The sequence below is a fragment of the Roseomonas sp. BN140053 genome (assembly GCF_047690175.1).
Lineage (GTDB): Bacteria > Pseudomonadota > Alphaproteobacteria > Acetobacterales > Acetobacteraceae > Roseomonas.
Map to the genome: position 1 here is coordinate 167,707 of NZ_JBLLEB010000005.1, position 26,001 is coordinate 193,707.

The 26,001-nt window shown below is 73.4% G+C and carries 26 protein-coding genes; 13 read left to right on the forward strand and 13 right to left on the reverse strand.

What is annotated here, in order from left to right:
• Positions 1–139 precede the first annotated feature (139 nt).
• From ACLIBK_RS07535 to queG, 3 genes are read right to left on the reverse strand one after another with little or no spacing between them, the layout of a single operon-like run.
• Positions 140–715: a VUT family protein gene (locus ACLIBK_RS07535; protein ID WP_415386623.1), complete on the reverse strand. Its 576-nt coding sequence runs from the start codon at positions 713–715 to the stop codon at positions 140–142.
• Entirely contained in the window at positions 712–1,443 is a 732-nt protein-coding gene (gene queC / locus ACLIBK_RS07540; protein ID WP_415386624.1) for a 7-cyano-7-deazaguanine synthase QueC, read from the reverse strand. The genes ACLIBK_RS07535 and queC overlap by 4 nt, the downstream gene beginning before the upstream one ends.
• Entirely contained in the window at positions 1,440–2,507 is a 1,068-nt protein-coding gene (gene queG / locus ACLIBK_RS07545) for a tRNA epoxyqueuosine(34) reductase QueG (RefSeq protein WP_415386625.1), read from the reverse strand. The genes queC and queG overlap by 4 nt, the downstream gene beginning before the upstream one ends.
• A 137-nt stretch (positions 2,508–2,644) precedes the next feature.
• On the opposite strand from queG, the gene ACLIBK_RS07550 reads away from it, so the two are divergent.
• Positions 2,645–3,394 (forward strand): SDR family NAD(P)-dependent oxidoreductase, encoded by a 750-nt coding sequence (locus tag ACLIBK_RS07550; protein WP_415386626.1) that lies wholly within the window; start codon positions 2,645–2,647, stop codon positions 3,392–3,394.
• Between the two features lie 194 nt (positions 3,395–3,588).
• Positions 3,589–3,807 (forward strand): DUF3126 family protein, encoded by a 219-nt coding sequence (locus ACLIBK_RS07555; protein ID WP_415386627.1) that lies wholly within the window; start codon positions 3,589–3,591, stop codon positions 3,805–3,807.
• 167 nt (positions 3,808–3,974) lie between these two features.
• Here ACLIBK_RS07555 and queF read toward each other — a convergent pair whose 3' ends face one another.
• From queF to ACLIBK_RS07580, 5 genes are all read right to left on the reverse strand, one after another.
• Positions 3,975–4,439, reverse strand: a complete 465-nt coding sequence (gene queF, locus ACLIBK_RS07560) for a preQ(1) synthase (RefSeq protein ID WP_415386628.1) — start codon at positions 4,437–4,439, stop codon at positions 3,975–3,977.
• A complete protein-coding gene (gene tgt, locus ACLIBK_RS07565; RefSeq protein WP_415386629.1) occupies positions 4,436–5,602 on the reverse strand; it encodes a tRNA guanosine(34) transglycosylase Tgt in 1,167 nt (388 codons plus the stop codon). Before tgt ends, queF begins: the two co-directional genes overlap by 4 nt.
• Before the next feature lie 107 nt (positions 5,603–5,709).
• The gene (locus ACLIBK_RS07570) at positions 5,710–5,922 is read right to left on the reverse strand and encodes a hypothetical protein (protein ID WP_415386630.1); all 213 of its coding nucleotides are present in this window, start codon (positions 5,920–5,922) and stop codon (positions 5,710–5,712) included.
• Positions 5,923–6,010: 88 nt separating this feature from the next.
• The gene (gene queA, locus ACLIBK_RS07575; protein WP_415386717.1) at positions 6,011–7,057 is read right to left on the reverse strand and encodes a tRNA preQ1(34) S-adenosylmethionine ribosyltransferase-isomerase QueA; all 1,047 of its coding nucleotides are present in this window, start codon (positions 7,055–7,057) and stop codon (positions 6,011–6,013) included.
• A gap of 303 nt (positions 7,058–7,360) precedes the next feature.
• Positions 7,361–9,934: a cation:proton antiporter gene (locus ACLIBK_RS07580; protein ID WP_415386718.1), complete on the reverse strand. Its 2,574-nt coding sequence runs from the start codon at positions 9,932–9,934 to the stop codon at positions 7,361–7,363.
• A gap of 276 nt (positions 9,935–10,210) precedes the next feature.
• On the opposite strand from ACLIBK_RS07580, the gene ACLIBK_RS07585 reads away from it, so the two are divergent.
• Positions 10,211–11,422, forward strand: coding sequence for a Zn-dependent hydrolase (locus tag ACLIBK_RS07585; protein ID WP_415386631.1), 1,212 nt, complete (start codon positions 10,211–10,213; stop codon positions 11,420–11,422).
• Between the two features lie 32 nt (positions 11,423–11,454).
• Here the strand turns inward: ACLIBK_RS07585 and ACLIBK_RS07590 are convergent, their stop codons facing one another.
• Positions 11,455–13,551 (reverse strand): FUSC family protein, encoded by a 2,097-nt coding sequence (locus ACLIBK_RS07590; RefSeq protein WP_415386632.1) that lies wholly within the window; start codon positions 13,549–13,551, stop codon positions 11,455–11,457.
• 111 nt (positions 13,552–13,662) lie between these two features.
• Complete coding sequence (locus ACLIBK_RS07595) at positions 13,663–14,115, reverse strand: acyl-CoA thioesterase (RefSeq protein ID WP_415386633.1); 453 nt, start codon at positions 14,113–14,115, stop codon at positions 13,663–13,665.
• 97 nt (positions 14,116–14,212) lie between these two features.
• On the opposite strand from ACLIBK_RS07595, the gene minC reads away from it, so the two are divergent.
• The 5 genes from minC to ykgO all read left to right on the forward strand — a co-directional run bounded on the left by minC (position 14,213) and on the right by ykgO (position 16,773).
• A complete protein-coding gene (gene minC, locus ACLIBK_RS07600) occupies positions 14,213–14,962 on the forward strand; it encodes a septum site-determining protein MinC (RefSeq protein WP_415386634.1) in 750 nt (249 codons plus the stop codon).
• Between the two features lie 31 nt (positions 14,963–14,993).
• The gene (minD, locus tag ACLIBK_RS07605) at positions 14,994–15,812 is read left to right on the forward strand and encodes a septum site-determining protein MinD (RefSeq protein WP_415386635.1); all 819 of its coding nucleotides are present in this window, start codon (positions 14,994–14,996) and stop codon (positions 15,810–15,812) included.
• Entirely contained in the window at positions 15,812–16,096 is a 285-nt protein-coding gene (minE, locus tag ACLIBK_RS07610) for a cell division topological specificity factor MinE (protein WP_415386636.1), read from the forward strand. Before minD ends, minE begins: the two co-directional genes overlap by 1 nt.
• A 96-nt stretch (positions 16,097–16,192) precedes the next feature.
• Positions 16,193–16,570 (forward strand): DUF29 family protein, encoded by a 378-nt coding sequence (locus ACLIBK_RS07615; protein ID WP_415386637.1) that lies wholly within the window; start codon positions 16,193–16,195, stop codon positions 16,568–16,570.
• A 77-nt stretch (positions 16,571–16,647) separates the two neighbouring features.
• On the forward strand, positions 16,648–16,773 hold the full coding sequence (gene ykgO / locus ACLIBK_RS07620; RefSeq protein ID WP_415386638.1) for a type B 50S ribosomal protein L36: 126 nt from the start codon (positions 16,648–16,650) through the stop codon (positions 16,771–16,773).
• 100 nt (positions 16,774–16,873) lie between these two features.
• Here the strand turns inward: ykgO and ACLIBK_RS07625 are convergent, their stop codons facing one another.
• Positions 16,874–17,800: a dienelactone hydrolase family protein gene (locus ACLIBK_RS07625; RefSeq protein ID WP_415386639.1), complete on the reverse strand. Its 927-nt coding sequence runs from the start codon at positions 17,798–17,800 to the stop codon at positions 16,874–16,876.
• A gap of 283 nt (positions 17,801–18,083) precedes the next feature.
• On the opposite strand from ACLIBK_RS07625, the gene ACLIBK_RS07630 reads away from it, so the two are divergent.
• The 5 genes from ACLIBK_RS07630 (at position 18,084) to ACLIBK_RS07650 (ending at position 24,237) form a co-directional block, all read left to right on the forward strand.
• Positions 18,084–19,535 (forward strand): FAD-linked oxidase C-terminal domain-containing protein, encoded by a 1,452-nt coding sequence (locus ACLIBK_RS07630; RefSeq protein WP_415386640.1) that lies wholly within the window; start codon positions 18,084–18,086, stop codon positions 19,533–19,535.
• Complete coding sequence (gene glcE, locus ACLIBK_RS07635) at positions 19,532–20,740, forward strand: glycolate oxidase subunit GlcE (RefSeq protein WP_415386641.1); 1,209 nt, start codon at positions 19,532–19,534, stop codon at positions 20,738–20,740. Before ACLIBK_RS07630 ends, glcE begins: the two co-directional genes overlap by 4 nt.
• Before the next feature lie 202 nt (positions 20,741–20,942).
• Positions 20,943–22,274: a glycolate oxidase subunit GlcF gene (glcF, locus tag ACLIBK_RS07640; RefSeq protein WP_415386642.1), complete on the forward strand. Its 1,332-nt coding sequence runs from the start codon at positions 20,943–20,945 to the stop codon at positions 22,272–22,274.
• 44 nt (positions 22,275–22,318) lie between these two features.
• Positions 22,319–22,978 (forward strand): hypothetical protein, encoded by a 660-nt coding sequence (locus ACLIBK_RS07645; protein WP_415386643.1) that lies wholly within the window; start codon positions 22,319–22,321, stop codon positions 22,976–22,978.
• A gap of 71 nt (positions 22,979–23,049) precedes the next feature.
• Positions 23,050–24,237, forward strand: coding sequence for a methylated-DNA--[protein]-cysteine S-methyltransferase (locus ACLIBK_RS07650; RefSeq protein WP_415386644.1), 1,188 nt, complete (start codon positions 23,050–23,052; stop codon positions 24,235–24,237).
• Here ACLIBK_RS07650 and ACLIBK_RS07655 read toward each other — a convergent pair.
• A complete protein-coding gene (locus ACLIBK_RS07655; RefSeq protein ID WP_415386645.1) occupies positions 24,207–24,947 on the reverse strand; it encodes a formylglycine-generating enzyme family protein in 741 nt (246 codons plus the stop codon). The genes ACLIBK_RS07650 and ACLIBK_RS07655 overlap by 31 nt on opposite strands.
• Before the next feature lie 119 nt (positions 24,948–25,066).
• The gene (locus ACLIBK_RS07660) at positions 25,067–25,963 is read right to left on the reverse strand and encodes a LysR substrate-binding domain-containing protein (protein WP_415386646.1); all 897 of its coding nucleotides are present in this window, start codon (positions 25,961–25,963) and stop codon (positions 25,067–25,069) included.
• Between the last annotated feature and the right edge of the window lie 38 nt (positions 25,964–26,001).

Consider the following 26,001-nt stretch of genomic DNA (forward strand, 5'->3'; position numbering starts at 1 on the left):
CAATCGGCGCGGCAGCCGGGACGACCCGACGGACCCGGCCTCGGCGGAGGTGGTCCGGGTGGCGGAACCATGGCTTTGGTGGGGGCTCCGCTGTCGCGCTATGCGCACCACCGCGCCCTCAACCGCTGTCCGCCGCGCCTCAGGCCGGAGACAGCCCCCGCCGCGCATCGGCCCGCCGCAGCCAGGCCACCAGCGGCAGCGCCAGGAGCACCATCCACAGCTTGCCCAGCACCTGCCCGGGCAGGAAATCCAGGCTGCCGAACGCCACGAACAGGAAGGCCACGCTGTCCACCACCAGCCCCGCCACCCCCGAGGCCGCGACCGCCAGCACCAGCCCGCGCTTCTGCAACGGCGTATAGACCGCGAGGTCCGCCAACTCGCTGAGCAGGAAGGCCAGCGCCGAGGCCAGCACCAGCGCCGGCGGCGCCAGCAGGGCCGACAGCGCCGCCCCGGCCGCCACCGCCCCCACGGCCCAGCCCAGGCCGAGCCGCCGCTGCACGAGGTCGCGCAGCACCAGCCCGAGTCCCACCATCAGCACGCCCGAGGGCGCCATCAGTCCGAAGCCCACGGGGATCAGGCAGGGGCCATCGGCGGGGCAGACCGTGCCGGCATGGCCGATCAGCCAGTTGGCCGCCGGGATGCACAGCGCGAAGGCGAGCAGGAAGAGCAGCCCCTCGGCGCGGGCCGCGGCGGCGTGGGGGGAGGCGGTGGTCATGCCGCCGGCTCTGCCACGAAGCGCTCCCAGCCGCGACGGCGCAGCTCGCAGGCGGGGCATGCGCCGCAGCCATAACCCCATTCGTGCCGGTGGGTGCGGTCGCCGAGGTAGCAGGTGTGGGTGTGTTCCAGCACCAGATCGACCAGCGCCGCGCCGCCCAGGTCGCGCGTCAGCCGCCAGGTCGCCGCCTTGTCGCGCCACATCAACGGCGTGTGCAGCACGAAGCGGCTCGCCATGCCCAGGTTGATCGCCACCTGCAGCGCCTTGAGCGTGTCGTCGCGGCAATCCGGGTAGCCGGAATAATCGGTCTCGCACATGCCGGCGACGAGGTGCCGCAGCCCCCGCCGATAGGCCAGCGCGGCGGCAAAGGTGACGAAGAGCAGGTTGCGCCCGGGCACGAAGGTGTTGGGCAGCCCGTCCTCGCGCAGCGCGATGGCGGCCTCGCCGGTCAGCGCCGTGTCGGACACGGCGCCCAGCGCTTGCAGCGGCAGGGTGTGGTCCGGGCCCAGCCGCGCGGCCCAAGCGGGGAAGGCCGCCGCCAGCCGGTCGCGAAAGGCGGCGCGGCAGTCCAGCTCGACCCGGTGCCGCTGGCCGTAATCGAAGCCCAGGGTTTCCACCCGGCCGAAGCGCTCCAGCGCCCAGGCCAGGCAGGTGGCGCTGTCCTGGCCGCCGCTGAACAGCACCAGGGCGCCGTCACCGCGCGTCTCGGATGCCTCGCCGCCGCTCACGCCGGCCCGTCCAGCCGCGCCGCGGCCCATTCCGCGGCTTCCGCCACCACCGGGTCGGGATCGGCGCGCAGCCCCTCCGCCACGGGCCGCAGCGACGGGTCGGCGGAATTGCCGATCGCGTTCAGCACGTTGCGCACGAAACGGTCGCGGCCGATGCGCTTGATCGGGCTGCCGGAAAAGCGGGCGCGGAACCCGGCATCGTCCAGCGCCGCCAGTTCCGCCAGCGGCGGCGCCATCAGGTCGTCGCGCGGCTGCAGCGCCGGCTCCGCCGTGGGATGGGCGAACTTGTTCCAGGGGCAGACGGCCAGGCAATCGTCGCAACCGTAGATCCGGTTGCCCAGGCGCGGCCGCAGCTCGGGCGGGATCGGGCCGCGATGCTCGATGGTCAGGTAGGAGATGCAGCGCCGGGCATCCAGCCGATACGGGCCCACGAAGGCGTCGGTCGGGCAGGCGGCGAGGCAGCGCGAGCAGTTGCCGCAATGGTCCGGTTCCGGCGTCGCGGTCGGGGCGAGGTCCAGGGTGGTGAAGACCTCCCCGAGGAACAGCCAGGACCCGTGCTCGCGCGACACGAGGTTGCTGTGCTTGCCCTGCCAGCCCAGCCCGGCCTGATGTGCCAGCGGCTTCTCCGCCACCGGGGCGGTGTCCACGAACACCTTCAGCGCCGACCCCGCGAAGCGTTCCACCATCCAGCGCGCCAGGGCCTTCAGCCGCTTCTTCACCACGTCGTGGTAGTCGCGGTGGCGGGCATAGACGCTGATCGTGCCGCGGTCGCGCCACCCCAGGCTTTCCAGCGGATCGCGCTCGGGGCCGTAGTTCATGCCCAGGCAGATCACCGACACCGCCTCGGGCCACAGCGCCTGCGGGTGGCTGCGCTGTTCCGCCCGGTCTGCCAGCCAGCCCATCTCCCCGTGCATCCCGGCGGCCAGGAAGGCGGCGAGACGCTCCCGCACCTCCGGCCCGAGATGGGCGCGGGCGAAGCCCACCGCGTCGAAGCCCAGGCGCAACGCTTCGCCGCGAATGGCGTCGCGGGCGGCGGGCGTCGAGAGCGGGGCATCGAAGGGCATGGGAGCGGGGCAGGGCCACGGGCGAGGGTAGGGGGAGCCCCTATCTGTTCCCCCGTGGCGCGGGCCGCAAGCGCCGCGCGCTTGCCGGCAACCCTCGGCTCGGCTGTGCTGCCGGGGAATCGGCAGGGATGGGCGGGATGGAATTCGCGAACAGGCGCGTGGTGGTGATGGGGGGCAGCCGCGGCATCGGCCGCGCCACGGCGCTGTGCTTCGCCCGCGCCGGCGCCGCGGTGTCGATCTGCGCCCGCGGCGCCGAAACCCTGGAAGCCACGCGGCGAGAGATCGAGGCCGCCGGCGTCCTCGCCCATGCCGGGGTGGCCGACCTGGCGGACGCCGCCGCCATTTCCCGCTACGTGCCGGAAGCGGTGGCGGCCCTGGGCGGCATCGACGTGCTGGTGAACAACGCGTCCGGCTTCGGCAGCACGGACGACGAGGCGGGCTGGGCGGCTTCGGTGGCCGTGGATCTGCTGGCCATCATGCGCGCCACCCACGCGGCCCTGCCCTTCCTGGCGGCAGGGCAGGGCGCCTCGGTGATCAACATCTCCTCCATCTCGGCGATGCGGGCCACCACGCGCTCTGCTCCCTACGGCGCAGTGAAGGCGGCCGCCATCCACTACACCGGCAGTCAGGCCAAGATGCTGGCGCCGCAGCGCATCCGGGTGAACTGCGTGGCCCCCGGCTCCATCGAGTTCCCCGGCGGCAGCTGGGAGCGCCGCCGCCTGGCGGGCGATCCGCTCTATGCCGACACCCTGGCGCAGATACCCTTCGGCCGCCTCGGCCGGCCGGAGGAAGTGGCGGAAACCGTGGCTTTCCTGGCCTCGCCGCGCGCGTCCTGGATCACCGGGCAGACGATCGTGGTGGATGGCGGCCAGCTGCTGGGCAGCTGAGGCGCCGCCCCGGCCCGGCGGTTGCATCGGCAAGCGCGTCGGATGGACCCGGCCCGGGCATCACGCCCGTCAAGCGTTGCAGCAGTGCCGCAGCGCGCCGCCATAGCCCGAAAGGCAACCGGCGCGCCGGTGTTGCCGTTTCACGACGGCGAGCCATGGCCTATCTGCCCGCCACTCAGGAAAAGAAGTAGCCCATGACACAAGGTGAGATCGCGCAGGTCCAGGCCCACCTGCGCAAGCAATTCGGCAACCCCCGAATCGTGGTGGCCGCCCCCAAGCAGCGTGGCGGCAGCATCGAGTTGCGCATCGGCGACGAGTTCATCGGCACCGTGCACCGCGACTCCGAGGACGGCGAAGTCTCCTACGCCATCCAGATCGTGGTGCTGGGCGAGGACCTCGCCCAGATCAACTGATCGGATCGGCCCCGCGGGACCGGCCGGCGCGGCACTCCGGTTCCGGCTGGGCCGGAAATGCAGCCCCTGGCTGGGGCAGGGCCGCCCACCGTGGCCGGCCTCCCTCCTGGGGAACCGGTCCCGGCGATCAGCCACCCCCGTCCGGAGGGATGCCGAGCTTTCCCGGATCAGCCGCGGCCGCGATAGGGCGGCACGTCCTGGGCGGGAATCCAGGCACCCTCCGGCGGTGTGCCGGTCTGCCAGAACACGTCGATCGGGATGCCGCCGCGCGGGTACCAGTAGCCGCCGATGCGCAGCCAGATCGGCTCCAGCTCCCGCACCAGCCGCTTGGCGATGTCCAGCGTGCAGGCCTCGTGAAAGGCGCCGTGATTGCGGAAGGCGGTCAGGTAGAGCTTGAGCGACTTGCTCTCCACCAGCCAGTCGCGCGGCAGGTAATCGATCACCAGGTGCGCGAAGTCAGGCTGTCCCGTCATCGGGCAGAGCGAGGTGAACTCCGGCGCCACGAAGCGCACGCAAAAGGTCGTGCCGGGATGCGGGTTGGGCACGCGCTCCAGCACCGCCTCCTCCGGGCTGCCGGGCTGGGCGGTGGGACGGCCGAGCTGCGTCAGGCCTGAAACATCGGTGGCGGTCATCGGGCAGGTTCCGGTGTGGCGGCCGCTGGCAGGGCAGGGGCGGGCTCCGCGGCCTGGCCGGCCGTCCAGCGCGCGGCGATGGCGGCGGCCTCGGCGGCGAAGCGGCCGGCCAGGATGGCCTCGCGCAGCCGGGCCGTCAGGCGTTGGTAGTAGCGGATGTTGTGCCAGGTCAGCAGCATCGGGCCCAGCATCTCCTCGGCCCGGAACAGGTGGTGGAAATAGGCGCGGCTGTGCCGGGTGCAGGCCGGGCAGTCGCAGTCCGGGTCCAGGGCGGACAGGTCCTCGGCGTGGCGGGCGTTCCGCATGTTCAGCACCCCGCGCGAGGTATAGGCGCGCGCCGTGCGGCCCGAGCGCGTCGGGATCACGCAGTCGAACATGTCCACGCCGCGCGCCACGGCGCCGATGATGTCGGCGGGCGTGCCCACCCCCATCAGGTAGCGCGGCTTGTCCGCCGGCAGCAGCGGGGCGGTGCAGTCCAGCGTGGAGAACATCGCTTCCTGGCCCTCGCCCACGGCCAGGCCGCCGATGGCGTAGCCTTCGAAGCCGATCGCCGTCAGGGCCGCCACGCTTTCCGCCCGCAACTCCGGAAAGGTGGAGCCCTGCACGATGCCGAACAGCCCGTAGCCCGGCCGCGGTACGAAGGCCTCGCGGCAGCGGGCGGCCCAGCGCATGGACATCCGCATGGAGGATGCGGCCTGGGCTTCCGTGGCGGGAAAGGGCGTGCACTCGTCCAGGCACATGGTCACGTCGGCATCCAGCAGGTGCTGGATCGCCACCGAGCGTTCCGGCGTCAGCCGGTGCTTGGACCCGTCCACGTGCGAGCGGAAGGTGACGCCATCGGCATCCATGTCGCGCAGCTTGCTCAGCGACATGATCTGGAAGCCGCCGGAATCCGTCAGGATCGGGCCGTGCCAATCCATCATGGCGTGCAGCCCGCCCAGGTGGCCGACCCGTTCCGCCCCGGGGCGCAGCATCAGGTGGTAGGTGTTGCCCAGCACCATCCGGGCGCCGGTGGCGCGCACCGCATCCGCCGTCATGGCCTTCACCGTGCCGGCCGTGCCCACGGGCATGAAGACGGGGGTGGGCACCTCGCCATGGGCGGTGCGCAGGGTGCCGGCGCGGGCAGCGCCGTCGGTGCCGAGAAGATCGAAGGACAGGGACACGGGAAACCTGGGAAGAGGGCAGGGCGGACCCGCCGCGCAGACCCGGGACAGGGATGGAACCGGCGGAACGGGGTGGGCGGGAAGCGCGCCGGCTGCGGCGCGGGGTTCTACTTGCGGCGGAGGCCGAACACGTCCACGCCCTTCGACACGGTGAAGGTGATGGCGCCGCCCGGCTTGTGCGGCAGGCCCGGCGGCAGGTGCACGGGCGCGCGCACCGCCAGGGCGGGACGGGGCGGCGGCGCGGGCCGGGGCTCGGCGTCGCCGGATCGTGCCGCGCGACGGAACCCGCCGCCGTTTTCCTGCATGGCAGACCGCCTCATCGCAGCAATCCGAACTTACCGGTCACGAAGATCAAGATGGTCGCGCCCAGGGACCAAAGCAAGCTCCGGATCAGGTGCGACGCCGCCATCACCTGTCCTCGGCGCGCAGCAGCAGGCTGGCATCACCGTAGGAGAAGAAGCGGTATTCTGCCGCGATGGCGTGCGCATAGGCCGCCTTGATCCGCTCCGTGCCAGCAAAGGCGCAGGCCAGCATGAACAGGGTGGAGCGCGGCAGGTGGAAGTTGGTCAGCAGCGCATCCGCCCCGCGGAACCGATGCCCGGGCAGCAGGTAGATCTCGGTCAGGCCCCGGAAGGGCCGCAGCCGTCCGTCGTCCCCGGCCGCCGTTTCCAGCAGCCGCAGCGAGGTGGTGCCCAGCGCCACCACCCGCCGCCCCTCGTCGCGGGCGGCATTCACCGCGGCCGCCGTGTTCTCGGACACCTCGCCCCATTCCGCATGGATGCGGTGCCGCCGCGGGTCGTCGTCGCGCACCGGCAGGAAGGTGCCGGCGCCGACGTGCAGCGTCACGCCTACCCGCTTCACGCCGCGCGCGTCCATCGCCGCCAGCATCGCCGGGGTGACGTGCAGGCTGGCGGTGGGGGCGGCCACGGCGCCGGGAACCCGGGCGAACACGGTCTGGTAATCCGCCCGGTCCGCTTCCGAGGGTCCTTCGGGCCGGGTGATATAGGGCGGCAGCGGCACCTCGCCGGCGGTTTCCAGCGCGGCGGCCAGGGCTGCCTGGTCGGGGCCGAAATCCAGGATCACCGAGCCGCCTTCCTGCCGCTCCACCACCCGCGGCGCGAGGTCCGGCGCGCCCTCGATGCGCAGGATGTCGCCCGGGCGCAGGCGGCGGGCGTTGCGCGCCAGGGCCTGCCACAGGCCGCCGCCCTCGGCGCGGTTCAGCATCAGCTCGATCGCCGCCTCGCCGCGCCGGGCGTGCAGCCGGGCCGGGATCACCCGCGTGTCGTTGAACACCAGCAGGTCGCCGGGCTGCAGCAGCGCCGGCAGCTCGGACACCACGCGGTCCTCCGGCCCCTCCGGGCCGACCACCAGCAGCCGCGCCGCGTCGCGCGGCCGGGCCGGGTGCTGCGCGATCAGCCGTTCCGGCAGCGCGAAGTCGAAGTCATCCGTCCGCAGGGCGGGCGGGCTGGGCGGGTTCTCGGGCACGGCGGGCGGCGTTAGCCGAGCCGGGCGGGGGTGTCCACCGCGCGAGGGCCCGCGCGGCGCATCGGCCGGGTTCCGGGCCGGCCCGGCGGCGGAACGCCGGCCCTCGCGCTCCCGGGCTTCCGGGGCGCGGCGGCAGGGGCCACCACCGCACGGGACAGCCGTCGCGGCGCTTGCCGGCCCGGTCGCAATCGCGCTTGGATCGCCGCAAAGCGAGCTGCCCCTGCCCGGTCGCAGGCCCGACCGGGCGGCGAGGTCGGGGTGCCCCCGGAGCCCTCAGGCGGCATTGCTGGGCAACGGGCTGTCCAGGGACAACCGCGGTGGGGGCTGCACCCCCGGCAGGGTGAGGCTTTCCTCCGGCTCCGGGGTGGGCTCCTCCGGCCAGCGCTCGCGCGACAAGCGTTCCAGCCGTGACACCAGCTCGGGCACCTCCAGGCTCAGGCGCCGCAGGTCGGCCCGGCTCAGCGCCAGCAGGTGGCAGAAGCTGGCGGCGCGGGCGCGGTCCAGGCGGCGATGCCCGGACATCACCTCCTCGCCGAAGGCGTCGCCCGGGCCCAGCTCCACCTCGCGCCCGCCGCGTCCCAGCACCACCCGGCCGGTGCTGATAAAGTACACGGACTGCGCCCGCCGCCCGGGGCGGAACAGCTTTTCCCCCGGCACCGCGAAGCGGATGGTCAGGCTCATCGCCAGGTCGTGCAGCACCGCGTCCTGCAAGCCGGCAAAGATCGGGAAATCCTTGATGCGGTTGTCCAGCCCGGCCTGCAGGTTGAACTTCAGCGGCCGGCTGATCTGCCGCCGCCAAGTGGCAAGGGAGCGGGTCAGCTCCTCGTGCAGCTCCTCCCCGATCAAGGATTCGCGCAGCAACTCGCCGTACTCGTCCGATTCCATCCGCAGCCCGATCTGCCGGAGCATGCGGCCTTCCAGCGCCTCGGCGTAACCGGGGTATTGCAGGCGCAGCGTGTCCATCGCGTCGGCCAGCAGGTCCTCGCGCCGGGCGACGATCTCCCCCACCACCTCGATCACCCGCTTGCCCAGCACCGGCTCCATGCGGCGATGCATGAAGCGGTTCATGGACACGGAGATGAAGTGGGTCAGCAGCAGCGTTTCGAAGCGCTCGGCCATGCAGTTCATCAGCGGCGCGTCGATGCGGAAGGCGCGGTGGATCCACTGCGCCAGCACGAAGCGCAGCGTCGGCCGCAACCGCTGCCGCGCGGCCTTGATGTAGCCCAGGCGCCCTTCCGCCCGCGCCCCATCCACCATGGCTTCGGCGGTCCAGAGCAGGTTCTCCATGATGCGGCGGCTCAGGCCCTGGTCCTTGAAGATTTCCAGCAGCACCGAGCGTTCTTGCGAGGCGTAGGTGATCAACCCCAGCGTCACCCGCTCACGGTCGCTGATGGCGGTGTCGAAGGTGTTGGCGGCGGTTTCCACCTTGATGCGGCGCTCGTACATCTCCAGCACGGGTCCCGCCGCGCGGTGCGAGAAGCCGAACTCCGCCGCGGTCTGCCGCACCCGGTCGCGCACCTCGCCCAGGCCGATCGCCACCACCTGGTTGCGCAGCGCCTGGTCGGCCGGGGAGAGTTGGTCCAGCTTCAGGGCGCGCACCAGGAAGCGCAGCGTGGTGCCGTTCACCAGCAGCGTCACCAGCACGTAGCCGGTGGCCAGGATGGCCACGAACTGCTGCACCTGCCGCGGCACCAGCGGGTGTTCCGTCACCGACAGCGCCAGCGCCAGGGTGATGGCGCCGCGCAGCCCGCCCCACAGGATGGTGACCTGGAAGGGCAGGGGCACGCGCTGCGACAGCCCGGCGCGATGCAGCAGCGGCAGCAGCCCGAACAGTACCGCCGCCCGTGCCGCCATGGCGGAGAGCACCACCACCCCCACCAGCAGCACGTCGCCCTGGTTCATCCCCAGCAGCAGCTTGGGCACCAGCATGGAGGCCAGCACGAACACCAGCGAGGAGGCCCAGAAGGACAGCTGGGCCCAAACGTCGTTGATGAACTGCCAGCTCTGCGGCCGGAAGGTGGAAGGGCCGATGGCGCTGACCGTCAGCCCCGCCGCCGCGGCCGCCACCACCCCCGAGGCATGCAGGAACTCCTCGGCCAGGATATAGGACAGGTAGGGCAGGGCCAGGGTCAGCGTCATCTCGGCCACCCGATTGCCGCCCAGCACCGGCACGGCCAGCAGCACCGCCCGCGCCAGCACGAAGCCCACCGCCAGCCCGCCGGCGAAGGACAGCACCAGCGACACCATCCCGGCGCCCAGGCCCGCCGCCTGCTGCCCGGTCAGCTGCGCCAGCAGCAGCGAGAAGATGGAGATGGCGGCGGCGTCGTTGAGCAGGCTCTCGCCTTCCACCAGCCGGGTGAGGCGGCTGTCTGCGCCGATGTCGCGGAACACCCCCACCACGGCGCTGGGATCGGTGGTGGCGACGATGGAGCCCAGCAGCAGGCAGGCCAGCAGCGGCACCCCGGCGATGGGCTGCAAGGCAAAGCCGATCGCCGCCGTGGTCACCAGCACCGCCACCACCGCCAGCACCAGCACCGGCGCCGCGTCCCGCGCCAGCCGCCGCACGTCGATCCCCAGCGAGCCGTGGAACACGAGCACGGGCAGGAAGATGAACAGGAACACGTCGGCGTTGATCGGGAAGTTGATCAGCGTGCTCGCCGCCTCGTCCAGCGCCGTGGTGAAGGGGCTCTGCAGCACCAGCGTGGCGCCGCCGCCGATCAGGATGCCGCCGATCGCCAGCAGCACCGTGTCCGACAGCATCAGCCGCCGCGCCAGCGGCTGCACGGCGCTGACCACCAGCAGCAGGGCGGCGATGGCGAGAAGGGTGTTGGGCAGGCTGGTCAGCATCGTTCGGTCACGGTCCCGGCGGCAGTGGGTGCGGCGCAGCACGAAACTCTCTGCCACATCCTGCGGGAGGATCGCAGGAGAAAGCCGCATGGCCCTGTGTTCCAAAGGATAACGGCACGATCATGTCCGGGGCCGGGTCAGCGCTGTGCCTCGGGCGGGAGCCAGTGGCGGGTGCCGGGCACCCACCCTTGCCCGGACCGTCCGCGCCGAGGGCAGCACCCGGCCGGAAACCTGCTGCCTTGCACCGCCCCGGCGTCGCCCGCACTTTGCGATGTCATGCACAATGCCCCGCCGCGCCCTGACACCGACCGCTTCCTGGCCGACCTCGGGGACCTGCGCCGCATCGGCGCCTTCCGCACCGGGAACCATCGCCCGACCTATTCGCCCGCCGACATGGAGGCCCGCCGCTGGCTGCTGGCCCGGCTGGCGGAGGCGGGGCTGGACGCCACGATCGACGGCATCGGCAACGTGCTGGGCCGCCATCCCGGCCCTGGGCCGAAGCTGCTGGCCGGCAGCCACCTGGAAACCCAGAACCAGGCCGGCTGGCTGGACGGCGCGCTGGGCGTGGTGGCGGCGCTGGAACTGGCCCGCGGCGGGCTGCCGGTGGACGTGGTCGCCTTCGCCGACGAGGAAGGCCATTACGGCAGCTTTCTCGGCTCCCGCTCCTTCACCGGCCTGCTGGAGGAGCCGGAGATCGACGCCGCCCGCAACCGCTACGACGGCACCCCGCTGCGCGACGCGCTGGCGGCAGCGAGCCTGGCCGGGCTGCCCCGCCTGGCCCTGGAAGAAGGCCGCTACCGGGCCTTCCTGGAAATGCACATCGAGCAGGGCACCAGCCTGGAAAGCCAGGGGATGCAGGCCGGGGTGGTCACCGGCATCGTCGCCATCTGGCAGTACCGCATCACGGTCGAGGGCCAGCAGGACCATGCCGGCGGCACCACCATGGCCGAGCGGCGCGACGCCGGCCTCGCCGCCGTGCGCCTGCTGGCCGAGATCGACGCCGAGTTCCCCCGCCATTGCGGCGAGCGCACGGTCTGGACCACCGGCCGCATCGCCCTGGAACCCGGCGCGCCCTCGATCATTCCCGGGCGGGCGGAGATCCTGTTCCAGTTCCGCGATATCGACCCCGCGACCCTGGACCGGCTGGACGGCGTGCTCCGCCGCGCCGTGGCCGAGAGCAACCGGCGCGAGCGCTGCACCGCCCGGCTGGAGGTGATGAGCCAGTCCCGCCCCGCCCCCTGCGATCCCGCCGTGCAGGACGCGCTGGCCGCGGCCGCCGAGGCGCTGGTGCCCGGCGGCTGGCAGCGCATGCCCTCCGGCGCCGGGCACGACGCGCAGTACCTGGCGCGGCGGATGCCGTCGGGGATGCTGTTCGTGCCCTCGATCGGCGGCATCAGCCACCACTGGACGGAGGACACCCGGCCCGAGGACCTCGCGGCCGGGATGCGCGTGCTGTTTGAGGGCGCCCGCCGTCTCCTGGCCGGCTGAGCGCCGCCCCGGACCGCACCCGGGGGAGCACCTCAGCCCACCCGGCGCAGCGGCGCTTCCAGCATCTCGATCTGCCGGGCGATCCGCGCCAGCGGCTCCGCCGGCGCGTCCTCCGGCCGGGCCACCGGCCCGCCAGCCCCGCCGGCCAGCCCCGCGAGGGCCCCCGCCGCCCAATCCGCCCAGCGCCGCCAGCCCGCCGGGTCCAGCGCCGTGCGGGCCGGCGCGTCGTGGCCCAGGGCGGACAGCCGCCCGGCGATGCGGCGCAGCCCGGCATCCACCACCATCGCCGCCTCCACCTCCGCCCGCCGGCCCTGGCCGGGCTCCTGCAGGGCGCGGGACAGCGAGGCTTCCAGGTTGTTGGTGGCCATGCCGGCCTCGCGCCGCGCCGCTTCGGTGGCCTCCGCGGCCGCGGCCTCGCCGGCGAGGCCGGCCAGCACCGCCCGGGCGTAGCGCCCATGCGCCAGGAGTGCGGCGCGCAGCTCCCCGCGCAGCCGGTCCGGCTCCCAGCTCGGCCAGAGCAGCAGCCAGCCCAGCACCGCCACCGCGCCGCCGGCCAGGGTGAACACGGTGCGCTGTTCCGCGATCTCCCAGGAGGACAGGCCGGGATGCGACAGCTCCGTCAGCACCACCACCACGGGCGTCACCCCGGCGATCCAGACGGAGAAGCTGACCTGCCGCGCCGCGAAGGCCAGGGCGCAGAGCGGAAACAGCAGCCCCGCCAGCAGCACCGGCGTCGGCGCCGCCAGCGCCAGCAGTGCCCCCGCCAGCCCGCCCAGCACCGTGCCGCCCACCCGCTCCAGCGCCCGCTGCCAGGTGGCGGCGTAGAAGGGCTGCAGCGTCAGCACGGCGGTGATGGTCAGCCAGTGCCCGAACGGGTTTTCCCAGATCAGCGTCGCCGCCAGGGCCGGGGCTGCCACCGCGCCGGTGCGCAGCGCGTGCCGCAGCATCGCCGAGTTCCAGGACAGGTTAGCGCGCAGCGGCCCCAGGAGGCGCTGCTGCCAGGGCTGCCCGGCATCACCGGGCAGGGGGCCGCCGGGGGCATAGCCGCCGGGGGTGCTCAGCTTGGCCACGATGCGCAGCCGGTCGGCGATGGCCTCGGCCAGGCGAAACAGCGCCGGGTCGTCGCGGCAGGATTCCACCAGTTCCCGCACGCTGCGCTCCATCCGCTCCGGCGCCAGCACCTGGTCGGTCAGGGTGGCGTGCGACAGCACGGTCAGGGTAGGGCGCAGCCGCCGCAGCAGCGCCGCGGCCGCCTGTCGCCGGGCAGGGGGCTCGGCGTTCTCCAGCAGCTCGGACAGCGCGATTAGCGTGCCGAAGAGCTGGTCCGCCGCTTCCAGCCGCAGCAGCGCCTGCGACCCGCGCAGCGACAGCCGCCCGCGCAGGCTGACCAGGTCCATCACCAGGGTGCGGGCGAACTCGATCTCCTCGCGCACGGCGCGGCGATGCGCGCGTGCATGGGCTTCCCATTCCGCAGGGCCGACGTCGCTTCGCGCCAGCAGGTCGCGCAGGTCGGTCACCAGCCCGGCCATGCGGCGCCAGATCTCGGCCACCGCGGCGCGGGCGGGCCGATACGGGTGCAGGCGCCAGATCACCAGCGCCAGCAGCGTCGCCCACAAGCCGCCCGCCACGAAGGTGCCGCCGATCTCCAGCGCTTCCGCCGGGCGGAGCGGGACGTCCAGCGCCAGGATCAGCACGATGGCCAGGATGTTGCCCACCGCCGTGGCAGCCGCGCCCCAGACCCGGGCAAAGGAGCACAGCACGATGCCCAGGCAGGCCAGCGGCACCACGGCGGGCAGCCCGGCCATCCCGCGCAGCAACCCGAAGCCCGCCCAGACCAGCGCCCCCAGCAGGGTAAAGGAGAGCAGCGCCGGCAGCCGCGTGCGGATCGGCCCGCCGATGTCGCACAGGCAGGTGAAATAGGCCGCCAGCGCCATCTGGTTCAGCGAGGGCCATTGCAGCCACTCGTTGAACAGGATCACCACGGCGCAGGCCAGCGCCGCCCGGACGCCCTCGGCCACGCGGATGCCGTTGAAGTCCAGCCCCACCGGCAGGCGCGACAGGTCCGCCCCGGGATTGCGCGGCGTGCGCCGCCACATCGCGTTCAGGAAGGCGGCGGCAGCGCCCCGCATCGCGTTCTCCCGGCCGGGCCGCCCCGGCGACATCGCCCGGCGGCCATCCCGGCCATGTGCCAGCCCACCCGCGCAGCGCCTACCCCGAAAGCGGTGGAAGCAGGGGCGCGCTCAGCCGCCCTCGGCCACCAGCAGCGGCGCGAGCTTCGCCCGGAAGGAGTCCGGGATCGGCTGCGGCACCCGCTGCGTGGCGCGGTCCACGTAGACGTGGATGAAGTGGCCGGACGCAGCGGCCGCCTCCTCGCCCTGCCGAAAGATGCCGATCTCGAAACGAACCGAACTGCTGCCGATCCGCCCCACCCGCAGCCCGGCATCCACCTCGTCGGGAAACGACACCGGCGCGTGGTGCCGGCACAGGGTTTCCACCACCACCCCGATCAGGGGCGAGGAACGCAGGTCGATCTCGCCCGTGTCCAGCAGGAAGCGCGACACGACCGTGTCGAACCAGGAATAATACTGCACGTTGTTGACGTGCCCGTAGGCGTCGTTGTCGCCCCACCGCGTCGGAATCCGCAGGAAATAGCGGTACTCCGAACGGAGGGGAACGGGTGTTCTCACGCTCATGATAGGCTCCCGGCCGCGTGAGGTGGCTTTTGTCGCCACCCCCGCCGCGTGTAGTCTGCGTCCCGAGGGGAATTGCTCCCAGGGGGTTTCGGTCGGGATGTCCGCCCATGTCGCGCCGCGTGCCGAGCCGTTCCGGCTGCGGGCCGCCAATTTCAGCCTGCTGGTGCTGCGCCTGCTGGACGGCCGCGTGGAGGCCATCGTTCCCGCCATCGCCGACCAGTTCCGCCGTGCGCCCGGCTTCCTGCGCAACGCGCCCATCGCCATCGGCCTGGACGACCTGGAACCCGACGCCCAGCTGGACTTCGCCACGCTGGTGCGGGAACTGCGCGCCGTCGCCATCTCGCCCATCGGCACCACCGGCGGCTCGCCCGGGCTGCGCGCCGCGGCGCTGTCGGCCGGGCTGCCGCCACTGCGCAGCGTGGGCGGCGACGCGGCCGAGGGCCCGGCCATGCCCGCCCCCAGCGCGGCCCCGCCCGCGCCCCCCGTCGCGGCGGAAGCGCCCGTCGCCCCGCTGGCCCGGCGCACCATGGTCGTGGAAGGCTCCGTGCGCGGCGGGCAGCGCATCTGGGCCGAAGGCTGCGACCTCGTGGTCACCGGCACGGTGAACGCTGGTGGCGAGGTGATCGCGGACGGCAACGTGCATGTCTGGGGCGCGCTCAAGGGCCGCGCCATCGCCGGCGGGGCGGAGGACACGGAAGCGCGGGTCTTCGCCATGAGCTTCGACCCGGAGCTGGTGTCCATCGCCGGCTTCTACGCCGTGCGCGACGGATTGGGTGAGGCGCCGATCGGCAAGGCCGTGCAGGCGCGCCTGGTGGGTGAGACGATGCGCTTCGACCGGTTGGGCTGAGCGGGCAATTTCGGAAAAGGGGCGGGGCGCTATGGCGCAGGTGATCGTGGTGACTTCCGGCAAGGGCGGGGTGGGCAAGACCACGTCCTCCGCCGCCTTTGCCACCGGGCTGGCGCAGACCGGGCGCAAGGTGGCGGTGATCGACTTCGACGTCGGCCTGCGCAACCTCGACCTCATCATGGGGGTCGAGCGGCGGGTGGTGTTCGATATCGTCAACGTCATCACCGGCGAGGCGCGGCTGAACCAGGCGCTGATCCGCGACAAGCGGGTGGAAACGCTCTCCATCCTCCCGGCCTCGCAGACTCGGGACAAGGACGCGCTGACCCAGGAAGGCGTGGGCAAGGTGATCGAGGAGCTGAGCAAGGAGTTCGACTACATCCTGTGCGACAGCCCCGCCGGCATCGAGAAGGGGGCGCTGCTGGCGCTCTACTTCGCCGACCAGGCCATCGTGGTGACCAACCCCGAAGTCTCCTCTGTGCGCGACAGCGACCGCATCCTGGGCGTGCTGCAATCCAAGTCCAAGCGCGCCGAGGAGAGGAAGGAGCCGATCAAGGAGCACCTCCTGGTCACCCGCTACGACGCGGCCCGGGTGGAGCGCGGCGAGATGCTGAAGCTGGAGGACATCCAGGAGATCCTGCGCATCCCCCTGATGGGCGTGATCCCCGAGAGCGAGAGCGTCCTCAAGGCCTCCAACACCGGCAACCCCGTGATCCTGGACGCCGAGAGCACCGCCGGCCAGGCCTACAAGGACGCCGTGGCCCGCTTCCTGGGCGAAGAGCGGCCGATGCGCTTCCTCGGCGCCGAGAAGAAGGGCATCCTGTCGCGCCTCTTCGGCGGGAGGGCTGCGTGATGGGCTGGATCGACATCTTCCGGGCCAACCGAAAGGCGGAGCCTAAGACTGCCTCGGCCGCCAAGGAGCGGCTGCAGGTCATCATCTCGCACGAGCGGATTTCCCGCACCGGGGAGGACTTCCTCCCCAAGCTGCAGCGCGAGATCGTGGAGCTGGTCGCCAAGCACGTCGCCATCAATCCCGAGAAGGTGAAGGTGGACCTGGAGCGCGGCTCCGACCTGTCCGCCCTGGCCATCACGGTGGAGCTGCCAGGGCCGGAGCAGCAGATGCGCCAGAGCGCCTGAGGGCGGAGCAGCGAGCCCCGGGGAGGGTCGGCCTTGGGCACCGAGGGCGGCAGCGAGGCCGCGTTCAATGCCTGGCTGAAGGAGGCCTTGCGGGCCATGATGCCGGCCGTTGCCACGGAACCGGGCACGGCCCGCCGCATCCCGGGGGCCGGCAGCGACGAGTGGCATGACCTGAGCGGCCTGTTGCAGTCCGTGATCGTCACCCTGTTACGGTGGCAGCTGCAGCCCGCCGGTCGGTGCGACGCGTGGCGGCTGGCGCTGCGGAGTGACCGGCGGGAAGCCGCGCGCTGCCTGCGCGACCATCCCGTCCTGGACGCCGTGCTGCATGAGGTGGTGGCCGAGGCCTACGCCCTAGCCCTGCCGCGGGCACGCGCGGCGCTCGGTCCGGCAGCCGCTTCCCTCCCGGCGGACTGCCCCTTCTGGCCAACCGAGATTCTCGACCCGAACCACCTGCCCGGGGCGGGCAGGTCCTGACGGCCGACCCGGAACGGTTGACGCCCCCACCCCCCGCCGGTAAAGCCCCGCGACCTTTCCCGAACAAGCAGTTGGCCATGAAAATCCGCAACAGCCTGAAGACCGCCAAGCTCCGCGACAAGAACTGTGTGGTGGTGCGCCGCCGCGGCCGCCTCTACGTGCTGAACAAGAAGAACCCCCGGATGAAGGCCCGCCAGGGCTGATTCGGGCAGCCGGGCTGCGGCCCGGCCCCCGCGCGGGCACCGATTCCCGGAACGCGGCCCGCAGGGGCAGCGCGCCGGTTCGGCTGCCCGTTTTTCCGTGTCAGCGCAGCGCTTCCTGCGATCCCGCCGGCAACCCCGGCGCCCGGCGCAGCGCGGTGCCCAGGAAATGTACGACTCGCGCCGTGGCGTCCGAGGCGATCCAGGGATCACTCCGCACGGCCAGCGGCGGGCCGTCCGCGCGCGGCAGGCGCAGGCTCGCCTCGCCCGAGGTCGCCCCCAGGTCCCAGCCATAGGTCGTGCCGGCATAGTCCTGCCACAGCGCCGGCGCGCGCCCGGCATGGACCAGCGCCTGGCGCAACGTCGCGCAGGCGCCGGCCGGGTCGCGCCCGTCCTCCGCCGCGTTCAGGATTGCCACCGGCGCCGCGCTCCAGGGCACGGGTTCCGCGAAATCCTCGGCCAGCAGAGCGTCGCAGCCCGGATACAGCGCGGCATGGGCGGCGAAGCGGACACCGTAGGCCCCCAGCGAGAGCGACGCGACCTCCTCCGACCCCGCCAGCAACGCGGCGCGGCCGCCCAGCCCGAAACCCAGGGCCGCCACCTGTTCCGGGTCGATGCGGTGGTCCGTCACCAGCAGCGACAGCACCTCCGCCAGGCTGCCCGCCAGTGCCCGGCCATCGGCGTAGGGGCCCAGCGGATCGGGACCGGGCGGGGCGACCCCGTCCTCCGATGCCGGGACGAGGTCCAGTTCCAGCGTCGCCCAGCCTTCCACCTGGAAGCGCTCCGCCAGCAGCGACAGCCGGGCGTCCATTCCCAGCCCGTCATGCAGCATCACCACCACCGGCCAGGGGGCGGACGCCGCGGTGCTCTCGGCCGGCGGGCTCAGCAGCCCGGACACCGGTGTCACGGTGCCGTCGGCACCGGGTAGCCGCAAGGTCACCACCTCCGGCCTCGGCGCGGCTGCTTCGGCGGGCAGGCAGGGCGGGCCGCAGACCAGGGTGACGGCCAGCAGCAGCGAACGGGTGAACATCGGGCACGGTCCTCCGCAACGGCGCTGGCCCGGCGTCCCCGAGGTGGTGGCGGCGCTGCCGCTTGCTCCCCGCGGCGTGGCGCGGAGCGGGACGGCGCCGGGCAACCGCGGATACCGGTCGGCCAGCGGTGCGGACCCTCGCACAGGCGCCGGCACGATGGCCCGAAAACGTGCCGAAAACGCAACGAAGAAGTTCCGCAGTCGCCCCGCCATCGACCCTGCGCTTGCCCGCTGCCGCCCCGCCGCCCATCTTCTGCAGCCCAGCCACCGGGAAGCCGCGCCCATGATCCGTCAGCCCGAACCCAAGCCCGAGGTGCTGGCCCGGCGCGAGGAGATTCTCGCCGCCCTGGCCGCGCTGGTGCCGGGCAACGGCCTCAGCGGCGGCGTGATCGGCGAACCGCTGCGCCTCAAGCCCTACGAGACGGACGGGCTGACTGCCTATCGCCAGCCGCCGCTCGCCGTGGTGCTGCCCGAAACCACGGAACAGGTCGCCGCCGTGCTGCGCTACTGCCACGCCCACGGCATCCGCGTGGTGCCGCGCGGGGCGGGAACCAGCCTCAGCGGCGGCGCCCTGCCGCTGGCGGATTCGGTGGTGATCGGGCTGATGCGGATGAACCGCGTGCTGGAAATCGACTTCGACGACCGGCTGGCGGTGGTGGAGGCCGGCGTCACCAACCTCGGCATCACCGGTGCCGTGCAGGGGGAAGGGTTCTTCTACGCCCCCGACCCGTCCTCGCAGCTCGCCTGCATGATCGGCGGCAACGTCATGATGAACTCCGGCGGCGCGCATTGCCTGAAATACGGCGTCACCGCCAATAACCTGCTCGGCGTTACCTTCGTGACCGTTGAGGGCGAGGTGATCCGCATCGGCGGCGAGCACCTGGACGCCGCGGGCTACGACTGGCTGGGGCTGATCACCGGCTCCGAAGGCCAGCTCGGCATCGTCACGGAAGTCACCGTCCGCATCCTGCGCGGCCCGGAAGGCGCGCGCGCCATGCTGGCCGCCTTCCGCTCGGCCGAGGTAGCGGGCCAGGCGGTGGACGCCATCATCGGCTCCGGCGTGATCCCCGTGGCGCTGGAATTCATGGACCGGCCCTGCATCCATGCCTGCGAGGCTTTCGCCCATGCCGGCTACCCGCTGGACGCCGAGGCCATGCTGATCATCGAGGTCGAGGGCAGCGCCGAGGAACAGGACCGGCTGCTCGGCCGCATCCGCGAAACCTGCGAACGCTTCGACCCGATCTCGCTGCGCGTCGCTTCGACGCTGGAAGAATCCGTGGCGATCTGGAAGGGCCGCAAGGGCGCCTTCGGCGCGGTGGGCCGCATCAGCCCGGACTACCTGTGCATGGACGGCACCATCCCCACCGGCGAGCTGCCCCATGTCCTGCGTCGCATCGGTGAGATGTCGGAGGCCTGCGGCTTGAAGGTGGCCAACGTGTTCCACGCCGGCGACGGCAACCTGCACCCCCTCATCATGTTCGACGCCAACGACCCCGCCTCCTTCCACGCGGCGGAGAAGTTCGGTGCCGACATCCTCAAGCTCTGCGTCGAGGTCGGCGGCTGCCTGACCGGCGAGCACGGCGTCGGCGTGGAAAAGCGCGACCTGATGACGGTGCAGTTCACCCCCCGGGAGCTGGACCAGCAGCGCCTGATCAAGTCGGCCTTCGACCCGGACTGGCTGCTGAACCCGTCCAAGGTTTTCCCGCTGCCCGAGCTGCGCGTCGCGGCGGAATGAGCATCGCCGTCGCGACCGACGCCGCGCCCTCCGATGAGGCCGGCGTCGCCGCTGCCGTGGCTGCCGCCTTCGCAGCGCGCGAGCCGCTGCTGGTGCAGGGTGCCGGCAGCAAGCACGCCCTGCTGCGCCCGGTGCAGGCCGCCCGCACCCTCAGCCTGCGGGAGCTCACCGGCATCACCCTGTACAAGCCGCAGGAGCTGGTGCTGTCCGCCCGCGCCGGCACCCCGATCGCCGAGATCGAGGCCACGCTCGCCGAACGTGGCCAGATGCTGATCGCCGAACCGCCCGATCCCCGCCCGCTCTTCGGCGGAGAGGCCGGTGCCACGCTGGGCGGCACGGTGGCGGCCAACCTGTCCGGCCCGCGCCGCATCACCGGCGGCGCCACCCGCGACCACGTGCTGGGCATCCGCTTCGTGAATGGGGAAGGGGAGGTGCTGCGCTCCGGCGGGCGGGTGCTGAAGAACGTCACCGGGCTGGACCTGTGCAAGCTGCTGTCGGGCGCCCACGGCACCCTGGGCGTGCTGACGGAGATCACCGTCAAGGTGCTGCCGGTGCCCGAAGCCACCGCGACCCTGGCCGTGCGGGTGCCCGACCTTGCCCGCGGCGTGGCGGCACTGTCCGCCGGCCTGGGCAGCCCTTTCGGCGTGTCCGGCGCGGCGGTGCTGCCGGAGGGAGCCGGCGCGCACGGGCTGGAGGGCCCAGCGGCCCTGCTGCGCCTGGAGGATTTCGCCGAATCCGTCTCCTACCGCGCCGCCCGGCTGCACGAGGCGCTGGGCAGCTTCGGCCCGGTGTCGCAGATAGGCGGCAACGCGTCGCGCGAGCTGTGGCGCGCCCTGCGCGATGCGGAACTGCTGCGCGCCGCGCCGGAGGACGCGGTGTGGCGCGTGTCGGTACGTCCTTCCGCCGGACCCAAGATCGCCAGGGCCCTGCGCGAGGCCTTCGGGGCGCGGCTGCTGCTGGATTGGGGCGGTGGGCTGGTCTGGGCCGCCGGCCCCCCCACGGCGGAAGCGCACGGGCAGGTGGTCGCCGCCGCCCAGGCCGCCCAGGGCACCCACACCCTGTTCCGCGCGCCCGAAACGCTGCGCGCCGCGGTGGAGGTGGTGCCGGCCGAGCCGCCCCCGCTGCTGGCGATCAGCCGGCGGGTCAAGGCAGCCCTGGACCCGGCAGGCATCCTCAATCCCGGGCGAATCTGGGCAGGGCGCTGAACGCCCTGATCCCGGCCGGAACCCGCCGCATCCCGCCGGCCCGGCTGCCGCCCCCGGCAAGGCGCGGCGTGACGCGGCCGCTGGCCGGCCCGCCTCCGAGGCAGGGGCGGGCGGGAAGAACCGTGGCGCCGCGGTCGGGTCGCAGCAGATTCCCGCTCGCAGGCAGGATACCGGTCCTGGCGATCTGCTCTAGACTGCGCCGATGCAGACCACTTTTTCCCCGCAGCAGCTGCAGGACCCCGACACCCGAGAGTCCAACACCATCCTGCGATCCTGCGTGCATTGCGGCTTCTGCACGGCCACTTGCCCGACCTTCGTGCTGCTGGGCGACGAGTTGGACAGCCCGCGCGGCCGCATCTACCTGATCAAGGACATGCTGGAGAGCGGCCGCCCCGCCACCGCCGAGGTGGTGAAGCACGTCGACCGCTGCCTGAGCTGCCTGAGCTGCATGACCACCTGCCCCTCGGGCGTGAACTACATGCACCTGGTGGACCACGCCCGCCACTACATCGAGAACACCTACACCCGCCCGTTGCCCGAGCGCCTGCTGCGCCGGGCGCTGGGCTGGATGCTGCCCAGCCCAACCCGCCTGCGCCTGGGCCTGCTGGGCGCGCGCCTCACCCGCCCGCTGCGCGGGTTGATCCCCGGGGCCTCCCTCAACGCCCGCCGCCTGCGCGCCATGCTGGACCTTGCCCCCGCAAAACTTCCCGCGCGCTCGGCCATGCAGGCGCCGCAGGTGCATCCCGCGCAGGGCGAACGCCGCGGCCGGGTGGCGCTGCTGACGGGCTGCGCGCAGCAGGTGCTCTCGCCCTCCATCAACGAGGCCACCATCCGCCTGCTCTGCCGCATGGGGATCGAGGTGGTGGTGACGCGCGAACAGGGCTGCTGCGGCGCCCTGAACCACCACATGGGCCACCACGATACCGCCATGGCGCAAGCCCGCGCCAACATCGCCGCCTGGTCGGCCGAGATCGGCGGGGAAGGGCTGGACGCGATCGTGGTGAACACCTCCGGCTGCGGCACCACCGTCAAGGACTACGGCCACATGTTCCGCGAGGAGCCGGAGCCCTGGCGAACCGGTGCCGCCGCCGTTGCCGCGCTGGCGGCCGACGTGTCGGAGGTGCTCACGCGCTTCGGATACGCGCCCTCCCGCCCGGTGCCGGATCTCACCGTCGCCTACCACGCCGCCTGTTCCCTGCAGCACGGGCAACGCATCACCGCCGTGCCCAAGGACCTGCTCAAGCGCGCCGGCTTCACCGTGCGCGAACCGGCCGAGGCGCATCTCTGCTGCGGCTCCGCGGGCACCTACAACCTGTTGCAGCCGGAGATCGCGAGCAAGCTGCGGGAACGCAAGCTGGGCAACCTGGGCCGCACCCGGGCGGACCTGATCGCGTCCGGCAATATCGGCTGCCTCACCCAACTGGCGGGCGACGCCATGCCCACCGTGCACACGGTGGAGCTGCTGGACTGGATGGCCGGCGGGCCGGAGCCCGCGGCCATCGGCACCGTGCGCCGCAAGCAGGCCGCGGCGTGACCCCAGCGGCGCCGAACCCGGGGCCGGGGAGCGCGTCCCCCACCGTGTCGCTGCGGCAGCGCCGCCCGGCAGGCGTCCCCCTGCTGGCGCTGCTGGCCGCCCTGCTTCCCGCCATCCCGGCCGCGGCACAGCCGTCCCGCCCGCCGACCGCCCCGGGCGCAACCCCGGCCCAGCCCGCGCCGCCCGGCACCCGCCCGCCCGGCAACCCCGCCCCCGACCCCCGCCGCGCCGAGCTGGACCGGCTGCTGGACCAGCTCGCCCGCGCGCCCGACACGGCCGCCGCCGCGCCGCTCGAAACCCGCATCCGTGCGCTCTGGGCCCAGGGCGCCAGCCCGGCCGTGGTGCTGCTGCTCCGCCGCGCCGGACGCAACATGGAAGCCCGCCAGGCCGCCGATGCGGTGGAGGACCTGGACGCCGCCATCACCCTGCAGCCCAACCACGCGGATTCCTGGGTGCTGCGCGCCCAGGCCCAGGCCGCCGCCGGCGACCCCCGTGCCGGGGTCCGCGACCTGCAGGAAGCACTGCGGCTGGAGCCGCGGCACTTCGGCGCGCTGTTGGCCCTGAGCTCGATCCAGGATGGCAGCGGCGACCTTTCGGGCGCGCTGCGCAGCCTGGAAGCGGCGCTGCGCCTGCATCCCAAGCTGGCCGGCGGCGAGGCGCGGCTGCGTGACCTCCGCCGCCGTGCCCTGGGCGACAACACCTGAGCGGAGCCGGCCGTGCGCACCGGCGCAACGGCCGGATGGCGCCGTTGCAGCCCGGCGTGGGAGGCAGCGGCATGCCCGACGCCCTCGCCCCCAGCCTGTCCCGCCGCGATCCGGCCCCGCCGCCCGCCGCGCCCCCGCCCGACGCGCCGCCCGTGAGCCAGCCGCCCGACCTGCGGCCCGCGAACCCGCCGCCGGAAGCCGGGGAGGACGCCCTCTGGGCCGCCCTGCTGCGACGCGAAGTCCGGGACGACGCGCTCTACGCCGTGGCCACCCAGGGCGTGTATTGCCGCTTCGGCTGCCCCTCCCGCCCGCCGCTGCGCCGCAACGCCCGCTTCTTTCCCGGCATCGCCGAGGCCGAGGCCGCCGGCTTCCGCCCGTGCCGCCGCTGCGACCCGCGCGGCGAGCGCGCCGCCCTGCATGCCGAGGCCGTGCGCGCCGCCTGCGCGCTGATCGAGGCATCCGACACCATCCCCTCGCTCGCCGCCCTGGCGGCCCGCGCCGGCTATGCCCGCCACCACTTCCTGCGGCTGTTCCGCGACACCACCGGCCTCACCCCGCGCTCCTTTGCCGAAGGGGTGCGCGCCCGCCGCCTGCAGGCCGCCCTGGGCAGCGGTGCCCGCGTGGCCGATGCCGTGGCCGAAGCCGGCTTCGGCAGCGAGAGCCGCGTCTACGAACAGCCCGGCCGCGCGCTGGGCATGACCCCCGGCGCCGCCCGGCGCGGCGGGGCGGGGGAGGTGATCCGCATCGCCCTGGCCGAGAGCGCCATGGGCCCCCTGCTGGTGGGTGCCACCGAGCTGGGCATCTGCTTCCTGGGCTTCGGCGAAACCCCCGACGCGCTGGAAGGCGACCTGCGCGCCCGCTTTCCCCAGGCCCGCATCGAACCGGCCGGCGAGGCCCTGGCCGGGGCGCTGCGCGACGCCGTTCGCTTCGTGGCCGAGCCGCACGCGGCCCTGAACCTGCCGCTGGACCTGCGCGGCACCGCCTTCCAGCGCCGGGTCTGGGAAGCCCTGCGCGCCATCCCGCTGGGCGAAACCCGCACCTATGGCGGCCTGGCCGCGGAACTCGGCGATCCCCGCGCCACCCGCGCCGTGGCCCGCGCCTGCGCCCGCAACCCGGTGTCGCTGGCGGTGCCCTGCCACCGCGTGGTGGGCAAGGACGGCTCGCTCACCGGCTATCGCTGGGGGGTGGAGCGCAAGCGCGCCCTGCTAGAGGCCGAGGCCGCGGCGCCTCACAAGTCGCGGGCGATCCGCAAGCCGTAATCGTTGCAGCGGAACCCCGCGCCGTTGCGGTTGCGCGCGGCGGCGCGGATCTGCCGCGGTACGTCCTGCCAGGACCCGCCGCGCAGCACCCGCCGCCCGCAATCGCCGCGGGTCCAGGCCGTGCCGTCGCAGGGGGCGCCGAGGAAGAACTCGTTCCAGCAGTCCTCGACCCATTCCCAGACATTGCCGAGCATGTCGTGCAATCCGAAGCCGTTGGGCGGGAACTGCCCCACCGGCGTGGTGCCGCGCCCGCCCCAGGCGGAACCGTCCACCAGGCAATTGGCGTCGCCCGGCCCCACGGTTTCGCCCCAGTGCCAGGGCGTTTCCGTTCCGGCGCGGGCCGCGTATTCCCATTCCGCCTCGCTGGGCAGCCGGTAGGCGCGTCCGGTTTCCGCCCGCAGCCAGGCCGCGAAACCCTGCGCGTCGTCCCAGGACAGGTTGACCACCGGCCGGTCGCCGCGCCCCCAGCCCTGGTCGGGCGGCCGCGGCGCGCCGGTGGCGGCGGCGAAGCGGTCCCATTCCGCGAAGGTCACGGGAAAGCGGCCCAGCGCGAAAGGCCGGGCGATGCACACCTCGCGCAGCGGGTACTCGTTGTCCTCGTGCCCGGGTTCCTCGTCCGGCGAGCCCATGCGGAACCGCCCGGCGGGAATGGGCACGAGTTCGGGCAGGCCTTCGCCGTCGCGGAACGCGCTTCCCGCTGCCTGCACCATGCCGGCTCCCTTCCACCCACCCGCGTCCCGGCGTCGCCACCCCCGCGGATGCCGCAGCCTATCGCGGCCACCACGCCGGCGCGAAACCTCCTCTCATCCCGCGCGCGAACCGCCGCCCTTCACCCCTCTGCCAGTGCATCGCCAATCAGTCCGGCCACGTGCATCACCACCGCATCCCCCGCGCCCCGCTCGTGCCAGGCCAGGTCCAGCCGGAAGCCCTCCACCGGCAGGGGTGGCGGCCGCAGCGCCAGCCCCGCGCCGGCCGGGATGCAGCGCGAGGGCAGGGTCGCGAGCAGGTCCGACCGCGTCAGCAGCGGCGGCACCAGCAGGAAGCTCGGCACCACCACGGCCACCCGGCGCGACAGGCCGCGCGCCGCCAACACGGCGTCCAACGGCGTTTCCGTCGCCCCGTGGCCGGACACCACGACGTGCGGGAAGCGCAGCCAGCGCTCCAGGTCGAAGCCGTCCGCCGCCGGATGGCCGTCCCGCATGGCCACGAGGTAGCGCTCCTCCAGCAGCGGGCGCCCGCGCAGCGGCGGTTCCAGCGCCGGCAGCACCGAGGCCACGAGGTCCACCTCGCCCCGCAGCAGCCGCGCCAGGGCGTCCGCGGCGCCGGCCCAGGGCAGCAGCGCGGGCGTCACCCCCGGCGCGGTGGCCGCCAACCGGGCCTGCAACTCTGCCAGCAGCACCGCCGCCGGCGCATCCGCCAGCAGCAGCCGCACCACCTGCCGCGCCGTTGCCACGGAGGGCGCGGGCAGTTCCAGCACCCCACGCACCGCTCCCAGTGCCGCCGCCAACGGCTGCCGCAGCGCCTCGGCCTTGGGCGTCAGCTGCAGCCGGCCCCCGGCGCGCCGCAGCAACGGGTCGTCGAACAGATGCCGCAGACGGTCCAGCGCGTTGGAGGTGGCGGGCTGCGACAAGCCCAGCCGGCGCGCTGCCCTGGTGACATGCACCTCCTCCAACAGCGCGCCCAGCACCACCAGCAGGTTGAGGTCGATCCCGCGCATGTCATTCATGCGGCCGATGTTAGGCCATACGGATGATCCGTTGGACC

Coding starts and splice junctions, on each gene's coding strand:
- ACLIBK_RS07555 (WP_415386627.1), top strand. CDS start 3,589: ATGACACAAGGTGAGATCGCGCAGGTCCAGGCCCACCTGCGCAAGCAA.
- ACLIBK_RS07595 (WP_415386633.1), bottom strand. CDS start 14,115: ATGAGCGTGAGAACACCCGTTCCCCTCCGTTCGGAGTACCGCTATTTC.
- ACLIBK_RS07580 (WP_415386718.1), bottom strand. CDS start 9,934: ATGCTGACCAGCCTGCCCAACACCCTTCTCGCCATCGCCGCCCTGCTG.
- ACLIBK_RS07570 (WP_415386630.1), bottom strand. CDS start 5,922: ATGAGGCGGTCTGCCATGCAGGAAAACGGCGGCGGGTTCCGTCGCGCG.
- minE (WP_415386636.1), top strand. CDS start 15,812: ATGGGCTGGATCGACATCTTCCGGGCCAACCGAAAGGCGGAGCCTAAG.
- ACLIBK_RS07535 (WP_415386623.1), bottom strand. CDS start 715: ATGACCACCGCCTCCCCCCACGCCGCCGCGGCCCGCGCCGAGGGGCTG.
- queG (WP_415386625.1), bottom strand. CDS start 2,507: ATGCCCTTCGATGCCCCGCTCTCGACGCCCGCCGCCCGCGACGCCATT.
- ACLIBK_RS07650 (WP_415386644.1), top strand. CDS start 23,050: ATGCCCGACGCCCTCGCCCCCAGCCTGTCCCGCCGCGATCCGGCCCCG.
- glcF (WP_415386642.1), top strand. CDS start 20,943: ATGCAGACCACTTTTTCCCCGCAGCAGCTGCAGGACCCCGACACCCGA.
- ACLIBK_RS07550 (WP_415386626.1), top strand. CDS start 2,645: ATGGAATTCGCGAACAGGCGCGTGGTGGTGATGGGGGGCAGCCGCGGC.
- ykgO (WP_415386638.1), top strand. CDS start 16,648: ATGAAAATCCGCAACAGCCTGAAGACCGCCAAGCTCCGCGACAAGAAC.
- ACLIBK_RS07655 (WP_415386645.1), bottom strand. CDS start 24,947: ATGGTGCAGGCAGCGGGAAGCGCGTTCCGCGACGGCGAAGGCCTGCCC.
- ACLIBK_RS07585 (WP_415386631.1), top strand. CDS start 10,211: ATGCACAATGCCCCGCCGCGCCCTGACACCGACCGCTTCCTGGCCGAC.
- ACLIBK_RS07590 (WP_415386632.1), bottom strand. CDS start 13,551: ATGCGGGGCGCTGCCGCCGCCTTCCTGAACGCGATGTGGCGGCGCACG.
- queF (WP_415386628.1), bottom strand. CDS start 4,439: ATGACCGCCACCGATGTTTCAGGCCTGACGCAGCTCGGCCGTCCCACC.
- minD (WP_415386635.1), top strand. CDS start 14,994: ATGGCGCAGGTGATCGTGGTGACTTCCGGCAAGGGCGGGGTGGGCAAG.
- ACLIBK_RS07630 (WP_415386640.1), top strand. CDS start 18,084: ATGATCCGTCAGCCCGAACCCAAGCCCGAGGTGCTGGCCCGGCGCGAG.
- minC (WP_415386634.1), top strand. CDS start 14,213: ATGTCCGCCCATGTCGCGCCGCGTGCCGAGCCGTTCCGGCTGCGGGCC.
- ACLIBK_RS07615 (WP_415386637.1), top strand. CDS start 16,193: ATGATGCCGGCCGTTGCCACGGAACCGGGCACGGCCCGCCGCATCCCG.
- glcE (WP_415386641.1), top strand. CDS start 19,532: ATGAGCATCGCCGTCGCGACCGACGCCGCGCCCTCCGATGAGGCCGGC.
- ACLIBK_RS07625 (WP_415386639.1), bottom strand. CDS start 17,800: ATGTTCACCCGTTCGCTGCTGCTGGCCGTCACCCTGGTCTGCGGCCCG.
- ACLIBK_RS07660 (WP_415386646.1), bottom strand. CDS start 25,963: ATGAATGACATGCGCGGGATCGACCTCAACCTGCTGGTGGTGCTGGGC.